This is a genomic window from Geodermatophilus sp. SYSU D01186, from assembly GCF_054050215.1.
The window spans coordinates 19,068-34,218 of record NZ_JBJGYW010000003.1 but is presented as its reverse complement, the minus strand read 5'-3'; the positions used below and the strand labels follow the sequence as shown (position 1 = coordinate 34,218).

The window sequence follows — 15,151 nt, the reverse complement described above, 5'->3', positions numbered from 1 at the left end:
TGATCGGGACAGCGGTCACCCGCAAGTCAGGAGTACAAGGCACGATGAGCACCGCAGTAGGAGCAGCACGGACAGAGCTGGGGTGGATCAGGTCATGAAGTTCCGGGTGGCACGTGAGGTGCTCGCCGATGCCGTCGCATGGACGGCGCGCAGCCTGCCGCCCCGGCCGTCGGTGCCGGTGCTGGCCGGCATCCTGCTCGAGGTCGACGGCAGCCAGCTGTCGGTGAGCGGGTTCGACTACGAGGTCTCCGCGCGCGCGGAGGTCGACGTGCAGGCCACCGAGAGCGGCCGCACCCTCGTGCCCGGCCGGCTGCTGGCGGAGATCACCCGGGCACTGCCGCCGCACCCGGTCGACATCACCGCCGAGGGGCCGCGGCTGTCCATCGCCTGTGGCAACGCGCGGTTCAGCCTGCCGACGCTGCCGGTGGAGGACTACCCCTCCCTGCCGTCGATGCCGTCCTCGGCCGGTGTGGTGGACAGTGACGTCTTCGCCGAGGCGGTCGGGCAGGTCGCCGTCGCCGCCGGCCGCGACGACACCCTGCCGATGCTCACCGGCGTCCGGCTGGAGATCGACGACGACCTGGTCACCCTCGCGGCGACCGACCGCTACCGGCTGGCGGTCCGTGAGTTCGCCTGGCGCCCGGAGTCCCCGGGGCTGTCCGCGGCGGTGCTCGTCCCCGCCCGCACGCTGGCCGACGCGGCGAAGACGCTGACCAGCGGCCCGGAGATCACCCTGTCGCTGTCCTCGGGCAGCTCGGGGGAGGGCATCCTCGGCCTCTCGGGCAAGGACCGGCAGACCACGACCCGGCTGCTGGACGCCGAGTTCGTCAAGTACCGCGCGATCATGCCCAACGAGTCGCACGCCAACGCGGTGCTCCCGGTGGGCCTGTTCACCGACGCCGCCAAGCGTGTCGCCCTCGTCGCCGAGCGGGGCACGCCGCTGCGCTGCGAGTTCACGCCGGGTCAGGTCACCCTGCGGGCCGGCGGCAGTGACGACGAGGGGCAGGCCGAGGAGCGCTGCGACGTCGAGTTCGACGGCGAGCCGCTGACCATCGGCTTCAACCCGACGTTCCTGCTCGACGGGCTGGCCGCGGTGCACACGCCGCGGGCGCGGATGGACTTCACCAGCCCGCTCAAGCCCGCCGTCCTCTCCGGGGTGGAGGAGCCGGCGGCCGACGACGACGGCGCCGCCGCGGCGGCCGAGCGCCCCGGCAGCTACCGCTACCTGATCATGCCGGTGCGCCTGCCCGGCTGAGGAACCAGTCGCGCCCCGGCCGGTGCCGAGGCAGGCTCTCCTGCAGGGTCCCGCCACGAGCCTGCGAGTGGTGGGGGGCAGGAGGGTCCTTCTATCTCGAGGAGAGGACGTCGTCGTGCAGCTGGGGCTGATCGGGCTGGGCAAGATGGGCGGCAACATGCGCGAGCGGCTGCGCCGCGCCGGCCACGAGGTCGTCGGCTTCGACCACCACCCGGACAGGCGGGACGTCGACAGCCTGCCCGCCCTGGTGGAGGCGCTGTCGGCACCGCGCGTGGTGTGGGTGATGGTGCCGGCGGGTGAGCCCACCAAGGCGACGGTGAAGGAACTGGCCGAGCTGCTGAGCCCCGGCGACGTGATCGTCGACGGCGGCAACTCGAAGTACACCGACGACCAGGTCCACGACGTGCTGTGCCGCGAGAAGGGCATCGGCTACGTCGACGCCGGCGTCTCCGGTGGGGTGTGGGGTCTGGAGAACGGCTACGCGCTGATGGTCGGCGGCACGAAGGACGACGTCGCCAAGGTGCAGCCGGTCTTCGACGCCCTCAAGCCGCCGGCGCCGAAGGACGCGTCGGGCCAGGAGCTGCCGGGCGCGGGCTTCGTGCACGCCGGCCCGGTGGGCGCCGGCCACTTCTCGAAGATGGTCCACAACGGCATCGAGTACGCGATGATGCAGGCCTACGGCGAGGGCTACGAGCTGCTGGCCGCCGTCGACCTCATCGAGGACGTCCCCGGCGTGGTCAAGTCCTGGACCCAGGGCACCGTCATCCGCTCCTGGCTGCTGGACCTGCTGGTCCGCGCCCTGGACGAGGACCCGGAGCTCGACCGCATCAAGGGCTACGCGGAGGACTCCGGCGAGGGCCGCTGGACCGTCGAGCAGGCCATCGAGAACGCCGTCCCCATGCCGACGATCGCCGCCTCGCTGTTCGCCCGCTTCTCCTCGCGCCAGGAGGACTCGCCGACGATGAAGGCCGTCGCCGCGCTGCGCCAGCAGTTCGGCGGGCACGCCGTGCACGCGGTGCAGGCGCAGGAGGCCGAGCGCCCGGCATGAGAGAGGACCCCCCTGCCCCCCACCACTCGCAGGCTCGCGGCGGGGCCCTGCAGGGGGGCCGTTCCAGCGCCTCACCACGGGGACGCTGAGGTGTACCTGCGCCACCTGCAGCTCGGCTCGTTCCGCAACTGGGACCGCGTGGACCTCGCCCTGCGCCCCGGGCCGACGGTCGTCGTCGGCCGCAACGGCGAGGGCAAGACCAACCTGGTCGAGGCGGTCGGCTACCTGGCCACGATGAGCAGCCACCGGGTCTCCTCGGACGCACCCCTGGTCCGCCAGGGCGCCGCGCAGGCGGTGGTGCGCGCGGCGCTGCGCCGCGAGGACCGTGAACTGCTCGTCGAGATCGAGATCAACCCCGGCCGGGCCAACCGCGTCCGGGTCAACCGGGCGCCGCTGCCCCGGCCACGCGAGCTGCTGGGCCTGGTCAAGTCGGTCCTGTTCGCCCCGGAGGACCTCGTGCTGGTCCGGGGCGACCCCGCCGAGCGGCGCCGGTTCCTCGACGACCTGCTGGTCAGCCGGACGCCGCGGCTGGCCGGTGTGCGCAGTGACTACGACCGGGTGCTCAAGCAGCGCAACGCCCTGCTCAAGACCGCGCGGCTGGCCCGCGGCAACGCCCTCGCGACCCTCGACGTCTGGGACGGTCACCTGATCGACCTCGGGGGTCAGCTGCTGGCTGCCCGCCTGCGGCTGGTCGCCGATCTCGGTCCGCACGTGGCCCGCGCCTACGCCGGGGTGGCCGGGGCCGACGCCGCGGTGGCGGCGCTGGGCTACGCCAGCACCGTGCCGCTGGCCGGTGACGGCACCCCGCCGGCCGAGGGGGCGCGGCTGCCCGACGCGGCCGAGCTCAGCACGGCGCTGCGGGAGCGGGTCGCCGAGCGGCGCGGCGAGGAGGTGGACCGGGGGATGACCCTGGTCGGGCCGCACCGCGACGACCTCGTCCTCTCCCTCGGCACCCTGCCGGCCAAGGGGTTCGCCAGCCACGGGGAGTCCTGGTCGCTGGCGCTGGCCCTCAAGCTCGGCTGCTTCGAGCTGCTGCGGGCCGACGGCGAGGAGCCGGTGCTCGTGCTGGACGACGTCTTCGCCACCCTGGACGCCGACCGGCGTGCGGCGCTGGCCGCGGTCGCCCGGTCCGCGGAGCAGACGCTCATCACCGCCGCGGTGCTCGACGACGTCCCTGCCGAGCTGCGCGGCACGGTCGTGCAGGTCGCCGGTGGGCAGGCGGTTCCGCTGGCCGCCGGGGCCGCCGAGGATGGGGCCGTGGACGCCGCGGTGCTCGAGGAGGAGGTCCGGTGACCGCTGACCCGCCGTCCCGGCCCAGCGACATCGCCCGCGCGGCGCTGGAGGCCGCGCGCGCTGCCTCGGCCGCCCGGCCGCGCCCGACGCGGCGGCGGATCGCCGGGCCGCGCCGGGCCTGGACCGGCCCCCGGCCGGGGGACGACGACCCGCAGCCGCTGGGCCGGCTGGTCGACTCGCTGGTCACCGCGCAGGACTGGAGCGCCCACACCAAGGTCGGCGCCGTCTTCGGCCGCTGGTCGGCGCTGGTCGGGCCGGACATCGCCGCGCACTGCACCCCGCAGACCCTCACGGAGGGTGAACTGCTGGTCGTCGCCGAGTCCACCGCGTGGGCGACCCAGCTGCGGCTGCTCGCCCCGACGATCCTCGGCCGGCTGCGCGCCTCGGTGGGCGGGGACGTCGTGACCCGCCTGCGCGTTGTCGGACCGACGGCCCCCAGCTGGAAGAAGGGCCCGCGGTCGGTCCGCGGGCGGGGGCCCCGGGACACGTACGGATAGGAGCCGGTCCGAGGCGGGCCGCTCCGGGAGGACGATGCAGCGATGAGCAGCCCGCGCGACCGCGACGGCTTCGACGACCGGCACGACGACGGCAGCGGCTGGCGGGAGCCGTCCCACCTGGGCGAGGGGGACGCCGCACGGTCCCCCGGGCGGCCGGCCGACGGTCCCGCGCAGTCGCCGGACGACGGCGCCCCCTGGCAGCCGCCGGGCTGGGACCTGCCGGCCGCGGAGCCGGCCCGGCCGGCTCCCTCCGGCGCCTCCGCCCCCGTCCCGCCGGACGACGACCGGACGCCGTGGGGTCCGCCACCGGTGGACCAGCCGGCGCGCGGGGGCCTGTTCGGCAGCCGGCGGCCGCGGCAGCCCGGCGAGGTGGAACGGGTCTTCGCCTACCAGGGCGATCCGGTCGGTGCGCAGGGCTGGGCGGTCCAGCACGGCTGGGCGATCTCCGACGGCACCGGCCCCGAGGACGCCGCCCTCGCCGGGCTGGTCGCCTCCGCGCCGGTCCGGGCGACCAAGGACCACCGGCCGGCCGGGGTGATGCGCGGCCGCTACGGCTCCACCGAGCTCGTCGCGTTCGACGTCCTGTACGCCTCGGGCCGGTACGCGGTGCCGGAGTACGCGGTCACCGCCGCGCCGGTGCTCGTCCCCGTCCCGTCGCTGCGGCTCTCGCCCGCCCGCTTCTGGAAGCACCGCACCGGCGGCCTGGTGCAGGTGCCGAGCGGCGACCCGGAGTTCGACGCGCGGTGGGTGCTGCTGGCCGCCGAGGACGGTCCGGTGACCCGCCGGCTGGTGGCGGACGCGACGGTGCGCGGCCTGCTGCTCAACACCGACGACGGTGACGAGTTCTGGACGTCGCCCGGTCAGGGCGCCGCCTGGGAGGGCGGCTTCGTCGCCGCGATCCGGCCCGACGGCCACCGGCCCGAGCTCATCGAGCACCACGCACGCCTGCTGACCGCGATCGTCGGCGCCCTCACCGCCGGCTCGTGAGCGACGCCGCCGGCGCCGCGCAGGCCGCCGCTCCCGGCGCGGAACCCGCCGCCGATCCGGCCACGGGAGCCGCCGCCGATCCCGGCCAGGTGGCGGCCCCGGCGGCGGGGGTGCGGGAGCTGCTCCCACTGCTGCGCCCGCACCGCGGACCGCTGCTCGGCGCCGCCGCGCTGTCCCTGGTGGCGGCCGCCGGCGCGCTGGCCCAGCCGGCGCTGGTGGCGCGGGTCATCGAGGCGGTCGGGGCCGGCCGGGCGCTGCTGCCCGCGGTGGTCACGCTGGTCCTCGTCCTCGTGGCCGCCTCGGCGCTGTCGGCGTTCCAGCAGTACCTGCTCCAGCGCACCGCCGAGGGCGTGGTGCTCACCACCCGCCGGACGGTGGCCGACCGGCTGCTGCGGCTGCCGATCGCCGAGTACGACCGGCGGCGCACCGGGGACCTCATGTCGCGGGTGGGAGCGGACACCACGCTCCTGCGCGCCACCGTCACCTCCGGCGTCGTCGACATCGCCGGGTCGGTCGTGGTCGGCGTCGGTGCCCTCGTGGCGATGGCGCTGGTCGACGGCTGGCTGCTGCTGGTCACCGTCGTCGCGGTCGCCGTCGGCGTGGCCGTCGTCGCCTCGGTGACCCGGGGCGTGCGCCGGCTGTCGCGGCAGGCGCAGGAGGAGGTCGGCGCGATGAGCGCCGCGGTGGAGCGGGCCCTGTCGGCGGTCCGCACCATCCGCGCGAGCGGCGCCACCACCCGCGAGGTCGACGTCGTCGGCGCCGGCGCGGGCCGGGCCCACGCGGCCGGGGTGCGGGTGGCCCGGCTGGAGGCGCTGGTCTCCCCGGCGGGCTCGATCGCGGTCCAGGGTGCGTTCCTCGCCGTCCTGGGGCTCGGCGGATACCGGGTGGCCGCGGGCTCGATCGCCGTCGCCGACCTGGTCGCGTTCATCCTGTACCTGTTCCTGCTGGTCATGCCGCTGGGCCAGGCGATCGGGGCGTGGACCCAGCTGCAGACCGGCCTGGGCGCGCTCGCCCGCATCCAGGAGGTGCTCGGCCTGGCGCCGGAGGAGGACGCCTGGCCGGAGCGGGGCGGTGCCGCCGTCGCGGTCCCGCCGGCGCCGCCGTCCCGGGAGGTGCCGCTGCTCGAGCTGGACGACGTCTCCTTCGCCTACGCGGACGGCACCGAGGTGCTGCGCGGGGTGTCGCTGGCGGTGCCGGCCGGCAGCCGGGTGGCGCTGGTCGGGCCGTCGGGCGCGGGCAAGTCGACGGTGCTGGCGCTGGTCGAGGGCTTCTACCCGCTGACCGGTGGGGCGATCCGATGGGCCGGCACCGACGTGCGCGACCTGCCACGGGCCGGGCTGCGGGCGCGGCTGGGCTACGTCGAGCAGGAGGCCCCGGTGCTGGCCGGCTCGGTGCGCGACAACCTGCTGCTGGCCGCCCCGGACGCCACCGACCCGGAGCTGTGGGCGGTGCTGGCCGACGTCGGGCTCACCGACGTGGTGCAGCGCTCGCCGCGCGGGCTCGACGTCCCGGTGGGGGACGAGGGCGTGCTGCTCTCGGGTGGGGAGCGGCAGCGGCTGGCGATCGCCCGCTCGCTGCTGGCCCGGCCGGCGCTGCTGCTGCTCGACGAGCCGACCGCCAGCCTCGACGCCCGCAACGAGCAGCTGCTGCGGCAGACCCTCGCCGCGGCGGCCGAGGACCGCGCGCTGCTCGTCGTGGCCCACCGGCTGTCGACGGTGCTCGACAGCGACCAGATCGTGGTGCTCGACGGCGGCCGGGTGGTAGCCCGGGGCACGCACGCCGAGCTGGTCGACTCCAGCCCGCTCTACCGCGAGCTCGCCGCCGCCCAGCTGCTCGTGTAGCCGGCGCCATGCCGAGCGGGTGCGCCGAGGCCCGGTTCCCGGCCGCGCACCTCCGCCTCAGCGCACCCGCTCAGGCCGCGGCGCGCGCCTCGCCGAGCGCCTCGGCCTCCCGGCAGACGTTGCGCAGCATGCCGCCGAACACGAAGCCGTGGAACGGCACGAGTGCCCACCAGTACACGTGCCCGAACAACCCGTTCGGCTTGAAGGTGGCCTTCTGCCGCAGCCGGGTGCGCCCGCCCTCCTGTTCCACGTGGAACTCCAGCCAGGCCAGCCCGGGCACCCGCATCTCGGCGCGCAGCCGCAGCAGCCGGCCGGGCTCGATCTCCTCGACCCGCCAGAAGTCCAGGGCGTCGCCGACGTAGAGCCGCGACGGCGAGCGCCGTCCCCGGCGCAGTCCCACCCCGCCGACCGCCCGGTCCAGCCAGCCGCGGACCTCCCAGGCGAGGGGGAACGAGTACCAGCCGTTCTCGCCGCCGATCCCCTCGACCACCCGCCACAGGGCGGACGGCGCGGCGTCGGTCGCGCGGGTGCGCTCGTCGACGTAGAGGCTGCCGCCGGCCCAGTCGGGGTCGGTGGGCAGCGGGTCCGACGGCGCCCCGGGCACCGACGCCGAGGACCAGCGGGTGTCCACCGCGGCCTCCCGGACCCGCTGGATGGCCAGCCGCACCGCCTCGTCGAAGCCGAGCAGCCCCTCGGGCGGGTCCGGGACGTAGGCCGCGATGTCGTGCTCGCGGCAGACCACGGTGTTGCGCAGGGACTCCACCAGCGGGCGGGCGATGCCGGCCGGCACCGGCGTGACCAGCCCGACCCAGTGGCTGGACAGCGACGGGGTGAACAGCGGCACCGGCAGGATCCGCCGCCGCGGCAGCCCGGCCACGGCCGCGAACCGCTGCATCATCGCGGCGTAGTCCATGACGTCGGGCCCGCCGATGTCGAAGCACCGGTGGACGTCGGCCGGCAGGGTGGCGCAGCCGACCAGGTAGCGCAGCACGTCGCGGATCGCGATCGGCTGGATGCGGCTGTGCACCCACCGCGGCGTGACCATCACCGGCAGCCGCTCGGTCAGGTACCGCAGCATCTCGAACGACGCCGAGCCCGAGCCGAGCACCACCGCGGCCCGCAGGACGACGGTCGGGACGCCGGAGTCGAGCAGGATCCGCGCCACCTCCGCGCGCGAGCGCAGGTGCGGGGACAGCTCCTCGTCGGCCGGCTCGAGCCCGCCCAGGTAGACCAGCCGGCCCACCCCGGCCGCCCGGGCGGCACGCGCCACGACCCCCGCCGTCCGCCGGTCGGTCTCCTCGAACTCCCGGCCGCTGCCCAGCGCGTGGACCAGGTAGTAGACGACGTCGACCCCGGCGCAGGCGGCCGCGACCGCCTCGGCGTCCCCGGCGTCGGCGCGGGCCACCTCCACCTGGCCGGCCCACGGGTGGTCGCGCAGCCGCTCCGGCGAGCGCGTCATGACCCGCACCCGGTGGCCGGCGGCGAGCAGCTCGGGCACCAGCCGGCCCCCGATGTAGCCGGTGGCCCCGGTGACGAGGCAGGTCTTCGCGGCGTCGGACTCGGCCATGCCCCGAGTGTCGGCCGTCCCGGGACGCCGTGCTCGGGTCGCGGGCGGGACCGCCACCCGCCACGATCGACAGCACCTGGACCAACGGCGGTCGCCACCCACAACCGGCCGAGCAGGAGGCCCCTCATGGCCGACACCACCGAGGCACGCGACCGGACCGAGGACGGTCAGCCCACCCTCAAGCGGGTCATGGGGCCCGGCTTGCTGCTGCTGTTCATCGTCGGCGACATCCTCGGCACCGGGATCTACGCGCTGACCGGGCAGGTCGCCGCCCAGGTGGGCGGTGTCGTGTGGCTGCCGTTCCTCGTCGCGTTCCTGGTCGCGCTGGTCACCGCCTTCAGCTACCTGGAACTCGTGACCAAGTACCCGCAGGCGGCGGGTGCGGCGCTGTACACGCACAAGGCGTTCGGCATCCACTTCGTCACGTTCCTGGTCGCCTTCGCGGTCATGAGCTCCGGCATCACGTCGGCGTCCACCGCCGCCCGGGCGTTCAGCGCGAACGCGGCGAGCGTCCTGGGCCTCGACATCGAGGACGGCATCGGGATCACCCTCATCGGCCTGGGGTTCATGGCGCTGGTCGCCCTGGTCAACCACCGGGGCGTGGGGGAGAGCGTCAAGGCCAACGTGGTGCTGACCTGCGTGGAGCTCTCCGGCCTGCTGATCGTCATCGGGGTCGGCGTCTGGGCGCTGGGCATCGGGGAGGGCGACTTCTCCCGCGTGACCGAGTTCGACACCGGGGAGCGCTCGGTCGTCGGCGGGGTCATCGCGGCGACCGGGCTGGCCTTCTTCGCGATGGTCGGGTTCGAGGACTCGGTCAACATGGCCGAGGAGTGCAAGCACCCGCGGCGGATCTTCCCCAAGGTGCTGCTCGCCGGCCTGTGCCTGACCGGGCTCATCTACGTGCTGGTGTCGATCTCGGCGATCGCGCTGGTGCCGGCCGACGACCTCAGCGAGGGCGACACGCCGCTGCTGCAGGTCGTCCAGGCCGGCGCCCCCGGCTTCCCGATCGGCATCTTCGGCGTCATCACCATGTTCGCCGTCGCCAACTCGGCGCTGATCAACATGCTCATGGCCAGCCGGCTGGTCTACGGGATGAGCCGCCAGCACGTGCTGCCCCCGCTGCTGGGCCGGGTGCACCCGCGGCGGCGCACCCCCACGACCGCGATCCTGTTCACCACCGCGCTCGCCTTCGGCCTCATCACCTTCGTCGGCGCCGTGCCGGCCCTCGGCGGGACGACGGCGCTGCTGCTGCTGGTCGTCTTCACCGTCGTCAACGTCGCCGTCCTGGTGCTGCGCAAGGACGAGGTGGACGAGGAGCACTTCCGCACCCCCACCGTGCTGCCCGTCGTCGGGGCTCTGGCCTGCGGTTTCCTCGCCACGCCGTGGGCCGGCCGGCCCGCCGAGCAGTACCGGATCGCCGGGGTGCTGCTGGTCATCGGCGTCGTCCTCTGGGGCGTCACGGTGCTCATCAACCGCCGGACCGGCCCCGCCGTGCCGCTGCTGGACCCCGACCGGTTCACCAAGGGCGGCCCCGTCAACTGAGAGACGGGACTCCCGCACCCCTCCGTGGGAGGACCCCGTCCGCCCCACCCACGCCGCGCCCGGAGCGGGGCCCTGGACGGGGCCGGCGGCGGGGGCCCTGCAGGGGGCCGCTCCGTCGGGTCACCAGACAGCCGGGGACGGCATGTCGACCCCGGGACCCACCATCGGGGGTGGCGAACGAGCCGCGAGTGGCGCAGGAACCGCCTCAGGGCGTGGACGGCGGCATTCCTGTCGTACCACCCGGTATCCTGGGAACGAGAAACCGCCAGCAACCGGCTCAGCGTCGTTCTGCGCCCTCAGGGCGCGACGCCGTCCGCGTCCAGCCCCCCGCCCGCGAGGCCGGGGAGCCGTGCGCCGGTTGCGCGACAGAAGGGCCCCACGTGGTCGCTCGACCCCAGACTGACAACGCGTACTCCGGCAGCTCGATCACGGTGCTCGAGGGCCTCGAGGCCGTGCGCAAGCGCCCCGGCATGTACATCGGCTCCACCGGTGAGCGGGGTCTGCACCACATGGTGTGGGAGGTCGTCGACAACTCCGTCGACGAGGCCCTCGCCGGCCACTGCGACACCGTGAAGGTCACCCTGCTCGCCGACGGCGGCGTCCGGGTGGAGGACAACGGCCGTGGCATCCCGGTCGACATGCACCCGGTCGAGAAGCGCCCCACGGTCGAGGTCGTCCTCACCGTGCTGCACGCCGGCGGCAAGTTCGACGGCAAGAGCTACGCGGTCTCCGGCGGCCTGCACGGCGTCGGCGTCACCGTCGTCAACGCGCTGTCCACGAAGCTCGACGTCCGCATCAAGCGGGACGGCTTCGAGTGGTACCAGCACTACGACATGGCCAAGCCGGGCCCGCTCGAGAAGGTGGGCCCCACCAAGGGGCGCGGCACCACCACGACGTTCTGGGCCGACGGCGACATCTTCGAGACGACGACCTACTCGTTCGACACGATCAGCCGCCGGCTTCAGGAGATGGCCTTCCTCAACAAGGGCCTGACCATCGTGCTGCGCGACGAGCGGCCCGGTCACGGCAAGGCCGAGACCGGCATGGCCGAGGAGGTCACCCTCGCCGAGGCCGCCCCCGAGCCGGGCGCCGAGGCGAAGGCGTTCGAGGCCACCGAGATCACCTACCGCTACGACGGCGGCCTCGAGGACTACGTCAAGCACATCAACGCCAAGAAGACGCCGATCCACCGGTCGATCATCAGCTTCGGCGCCGAGGGCACCGGCAAGAACGACATGCGCATGAGCGTCGACGTCGCGATGCAGTGGTCCGACGCGTACTCCGAGTCGGTCTACTCCTTCGCGAACACGATCAACACGCACGAGGGCGGCACCCACGAGGAGGGCTTCCGCACCGCGCTGACCTCGATCGTCAACCGGTACGCCGAGGAGAAGAAGCTCTTCAAGGCCAAGGACGAGAAGCTCACGGGTGAGGACATCCGCGAGGGCCTGGCCGCCATCGTCTCGGTGAAGATCGGCGACCCGCAGTTCGAGGGCCAGACGAAGACCAAGCTCGGCAACACCGAGGTCAAGGGCTTCGTCCAGAAGGTCTGCAACGAGCAGATCGCGCACTGGTTCGAGGCCAACCCGACCGAGGCCAAGACGATCATCAACAAGGCCTCGTCGGCGGCCCGGGCCCGGCGTGCGGCGCAGGACGCCCGCAAGCTGGCCCGCAAGAACCTGCTGAGCAACAACTCGCTGCCGGGCAAGCTGGCCGACTGCCGCTCCACCGACCCGCGGGCCTCGGAGATCTACATCGTCGAGGGTGACTCCGCCGGTGGTTCGGCGAAGTCCGGCCGCGACTCGATGTTCCAGGCGATCCTGCCGATCCGCGGCAAGATCATCAACGTCGAGAAGGCGCGCATCGACCGGGTCCTCAAGAACACCGAGGTCCAGTCGATGATCACCGCCTTCGGCACCGGCATCCACGACGAGTTCGACGTCTCGAAGCTGCGGTACCACAAGATCGTGCTGATGGCCGACGCCGACGTCGACGGCCAGCACATCCGCACCCTGCTGCTGACCCTGCTGTTCCGATTCATGCGGCCGCTGGTCGAGGCCGGCTACGTCTACCTGGCCCAGCCGCCGCTGTACAAGATCAAGTGGGGCGGCAAGATCGGGGACGAGTACGTCTACAGCGACAAGGAGCGCGACGCCGTCCTCAAGGCCGGTGCCGAGGCCGGCCGCAAGCTGCCCAAGGACGACGCGATCCAGCGCTTCAAGGGCCTCGGCGAGATGAACGCGACCGAGCTGTGGGACACCACGATGAACCCGGAGACGCGCATCCTGCTGCAGGTCACCCTCGAGGACGCCGCGACCGCCGACGAGCTGTTCAGCGTGCTCATGGGCGAGGACGTCGAGGCCCGCCGCAGCTTCATCACCCGCAACGCCAAGGACGTCCGCTTCCTCGACGTCTGAAGAAGGACCCCGTCCCCCTCACCGCTCGCATGCTCGCGGCGAGCCTCTGGACGGGGCCACCGCGCGGACTCCACATCCTTCGCACCGACCCATGAGGACCTGAAACGTGACCGAGACCCCTGCCCGCGACCGCATCGAGCCGGTCGACCTCCAGCAGGAGATGCAGCGCAGCTACATCGACTACGCGATGTCGGTCATCGTCGGCCGCGCGCTGCCGGAGGTCCGTGACGGCCTCAAGCCCGTGCACCGGCGCGTGCTGTACGCGATGTACGACCAGGGCTTCCGCCCCGACCGCGGCTACGTCAAGTGCGCCCGCGTCGTCGGCGAGGTCATGGGTAACTACCACCCCCACGGTGACTCGGCGATCTACGACGCCCTCGTCCGGCTGGCCCAGCCGTGGTCGATGCGCTACCCGCTCATCGACGGGCAGGGCAACTTCGGCTCCCCCGGCAACGACCCGGCCGCGGCCATGCGCTACACCGAGGCCCGGCTGACGCCGCTGGCCATGGAGATGCTGGCCAACATCGACGAGGAGACCGTCGACTTCCAGCCCAACTACGACGGCAAGAACCAGGAGCCGCTGGTCCTGCCGGGGCGCATCCCGAACCTGCTGATCAACGGCTCGGCCGGCATCGCCGTCGGCATGGCCACCAACATGCCGCCGCACAACCTCCGCGAGGTCGCGGAGGCGGTGTTCTGGATGCTCGACCACCCGGACGCCGAGCCGGAGGAGGCGCTCACCGCCTGCATGCAGCGCATCCCCGGCCCCGACTTCCCGACCGCCGGCCTGATCGTCGGCCGGGAGGGGATCGAGGACGCCTACCGCACCGGCCGCGGCTCGGTGCGCATGCGCGCGGTCGTCACCGTCGAGGAGGACGCCAAGGGCCGGGTGCAGCTGGTCGTCACCGAGCTGCCCTACCAGGTCAACCCCGACAACCTGGCCGAGGCGATCGCCGAGGCGGTCAAGGACGGCCGGCTGCAGGGCATCAGCGAGATCGCCGACGAGTCCTCCGACCGCGTCGGCCGCCGCCTGGTCATCACCCTGCGCCGGGACGCCGTCGCCAAGGTCGTGCTGAACAACCTCTACAAGCACACCCAGCTGCAGACCACGTTCGGCTGCAACATGCTCTCCATCGTCGACGGCGTCCCGCGGACGCTGCGCCTGGACGAGCTGATCCGCTACTACGTGGCCCACCAGGTCGAGGTCATCCAGCGGCGGACCCGCTACCGGCTGCGCAAGGCCGAGGAGCGCGCGCACATCCTGCGCGGTCTGGCCAAGGCCCTCGACCAGCTCGACGCGGTCATCGCGCTGATCCGCAACAGCCCGTCGGCCGACGCCGCCCGCGGTGGCCTCATGGACCTCCTCGACATCGACGAGATCCAGGCCACCGCGATCCTCGACATGCAGCTGCGCCGGCTGGCGGCCCTGGAGCGGCAGCGGATCCTCGACGAGCTGGCCGAGCTCGAGGCCCGCATCGCCGACCTGCAGGCGATCCTCGACTCCCCCGAGCGGCAGCGGCAGATCATCCGCGACGAGCTCGCCGAGATCGTGGAGAAGTACGGCGACGACCGGCGCACGAAGTTCGTGGCCAACGACGGCGACGTCTCCATGGAGGACCTCATCGCCGAGGAGGAGGTCGTCGTCACCATCACCCGCACCGGCTACGCCAAGCGGACCAAGAGCGACCTCTACCGGTCGCAGCGGCGTGGCGGCAAGGGCGTCATGGGTGCGGCCCTGAAGCAGGACGACATCGTCGACCACTTCTTCGTGGGCTCCACCCACGACTGGATCCTGTTCTTCACCAACAAGGGCCGGGTCTACCGGGCCAAGGCCTACGAGCTGCCCGAGGCCAACCGCACCGCCCGCGGCGCGCACGTGGCCAACATCCTGGCGTTCCAGCCCGACGAGCGGATCGCCCAGGTCATGCAGATCAAGGACTACTCGGTCGCCCCGTACCTCGTGCTCGCCACCGCCAACGGGCAGGTGAAGAAGACCCGGCTGACCGACTTCGACTCCCCGCGCAGCGGCGGCGTGATCGCCATCAACCTGCGCGACGGCGACGAGCTGGTCGGCGCCGCGCTGATCGACCCCGAGCAGGACCTGCTGCTGGTCACCCGCAAGGCGATGTCGATCCGGTTCAAGGCCGACGACGCCGCGCTGCGGCCGATGGGGCGGGCGACCGAGGGCGTCCGGGGCATCTCGCTGGCCCCCGACGACCAGCTGCTGTCGATGATCGTGGTCGAGGAGGGCGTCGACGTCCTCGTCGCCACCGAGCGCGGTTTCGCCAAGCGGACCGGCATCGAGAACTACCCGAACCAGGGCCGCGGCGGGAAGGGCGTGCTCACCGCCGACCCCAAGGCGCGCAAGGGCTCCCTCGTCGGTGCCCTGGCGGTGCGGCTCGGCGACGAGCTCTACGCGATCACCTCCGGCGGCGGGGTGATCCGGACGCCGGTCAACGGGGTGCGGCACAACAAGGACCGCGCCACCATGGGTGTCAAGCTCATGAACTTGCCGGAAGACGTGTCGATCGTGGCGATCGCGCGGACGACGGACAACGACGAGCCAGCCGCCTAGTCTGGACGTGATGACGGAGGGGGCGCGGCGGCCGGGCCCGCGGGCCGGTGTGCCGCTCCTCCTCCGGTCACACCACCACAGATCTGACCGGCGCCCGGGCGCCCCTGGCCGCGAGCCGGGACACTCGGG

At 73.4% G+C, this 15,151-nt stretch carries 10 protein-coding genes; 9 read left to right on the top strand and 1 reads right to left on the bottom strand.

Features of this window, described 5'->3' with window-relative positions; genetic code table 11:
- The first annotated feature begins 94 nt into the window (after positions 1–94).
- The 6 genes from dnaN (at position 95) to ACI784_RS02860 (ending at position 6,921) form a co-directional block, all read left to right on the top strand.
- Positions 95–1,255, top strand: coding sequence for a DNA polymerase III subunit beta (gene dnaN / locus ACI784_RS02885; protein ID WP_456921851.1), 1,161 nt, complete (start codon positions 95–97; stop codon positions 1,253–1,255).
- Positions 1,256–1,370: 115 nt separating this feature from the next.
- On the top strand, positions 1,371–2,303 hold the full coding sequence (gene gnd, locus ACI784_RS02880) for a phosphogluconate dehydrogenase (NAD(+)-dependent, decarboxylating) (RefSeq protein WP_456921850.1): 933 nt from the start codon (positions 1,371–1,373) through the stop codon (positions 2,301–2,303).
- A gap of 90 nt (positions 2,304–2,393) precedes the next feature.
- Positions 2,394–3,596, top strand: a complete 1,203-nt coding sequence (gene recF / locus ACI784_RS02875) for a DNA replication/repair protein RecF (protein ID WP_457012467.1) — start codon at positions 2,394–2,396, stop codon at positions 3,594–3,596.
- Positions 3,593–4,093 carry a DUF721 domain-containing protein gene (locus ACI784_RS02870; protein ID WP_456921848.1) on the top strand — a complete coding sequence of 167 codons (501 nt, stop codon included), beginning with the start codon at positions 3,593–3,595 and terminating at the stop codon, positions 4,091–4,093. Before recF ends, ACI784_RS02870 begins: the two co-directional genes overlap by 4 nt.
- Positions 4,094–4,135: 42 nt before the next feature.
- Positions 4,136–5,080 carry a hypothetical protein gene (locus ACI784_RS02865; RefSeq protein ID WP_456921847.1) on the top strand — a complete coding sequence of 315 codons (945 nt, stop codon included), beginning with the start codon at positions 4,136–4,138 and terminating at the stop codon, positions 5,078–5,080.
- Entirely contained in the window at positions 5,077–6,921 is a 1,845-nt protein-coding gene (locus ACI784_RS02860) for an ABC transporter ATP-binding protein (RefSeq protein WP_457012466.1), read from the top strand. The genes ACI784_RS02865 and ACI784_RS02860 overlap by 4 nt, the downstream gene beginning before the upstream one ends.
- Positions 6,922–6,991: 70 nt before the next feature.
- On the opposite strand, the gene ACI784_RS02855 is transcribed toward ACI784_RS02860, so the two are convergent.
- Positions 6,992–8,488 (bottom strand): SDR family oxidoreductase, encoded by a 1,497-nt coding sequence (locus ACI784_RS02855; RefSeq protein ID WP_457012465.1) that lies wholly within the window; start codon positions 8,486–8,488, stop codon positions 6,992–6,994.
- Between the two features lie 126 nt (positions 8,489–8,614).
- On the opposite strand from ACI784_RS02855, the gene ACI784_RS02850 reads away from it, so the two are divergent.
- From ACI784_RS02850 to gyrA, 3 genes are all read left to right on the top strand, one after another.
- Positions 8,615–10,030, top strand: a complete 1,416-nt coding sequence (locus ACI784_RS02850) for an APC family permease (protein WP_457012464.1) — start codon at positions 8,615–8,617, stop codon at positions 10,028–10,030.
- A 380-nt stretch (positions 10,031–10,410) separates the two neighbouring features.
- Positions 10,411–12,447, top strand: a complete 2,037-nt coding sequence (gene gyrB, locus ACI784_RS02845) for a DNA topoisomerase (ATP-hydrolyzing) subunit B (RefSeq protein ID WP_457012463.1) — start codon at positions 10,411–10,413, stop codon at positions 12,445–12,447.
- 106 nt (positions 12,448–12,553) lie between these two features.
- Complete coding sequence (gene gyrA, locus ACI784_RS02840) at positions 12,554–15,022, top strand: DNA gyrase subunit A (RefSeq protein WP_456921842.1); 2,469 nt, start codon at positions 12,554–12,556, stop codon at positions 15,020–15,022.
- The last annotated feature ends 129 nt before the right edge of the window (positions 15,023–15,151 follow it).

Bases quoted from the DNA above. Each gene is read 5' to 3' on its own strand.
- dnaN (WP_456921851.1), top strand. From the start codon at position 95: ATGAAGTTCCGGGTGGCACGTGAGGTGCTCGCCGATGCCGTCGCATGG.
- ACI784_RS02850 (WP_457012464.1), top strand. From the start codon at position 8,615: ATGGCCGACACCACCGAGGCACGCGACCGGACCGAGGACGGTCAGCCC.
- ACI784_RS02855 (WP_457012465.1), bottom strand. From the start codon at position 8,488: ATGGCCGAGTCCGACGCCGCGAAGACCTGCCTCGTCACCGGGGCCACC.
- ACI784_RS02865 (WP_456921847.1), top strand. From the start codon at position 4,136: ATGAGCAGCCCGCGCGACCGCGACGGCTTCGACGACCGGCACGACGAC.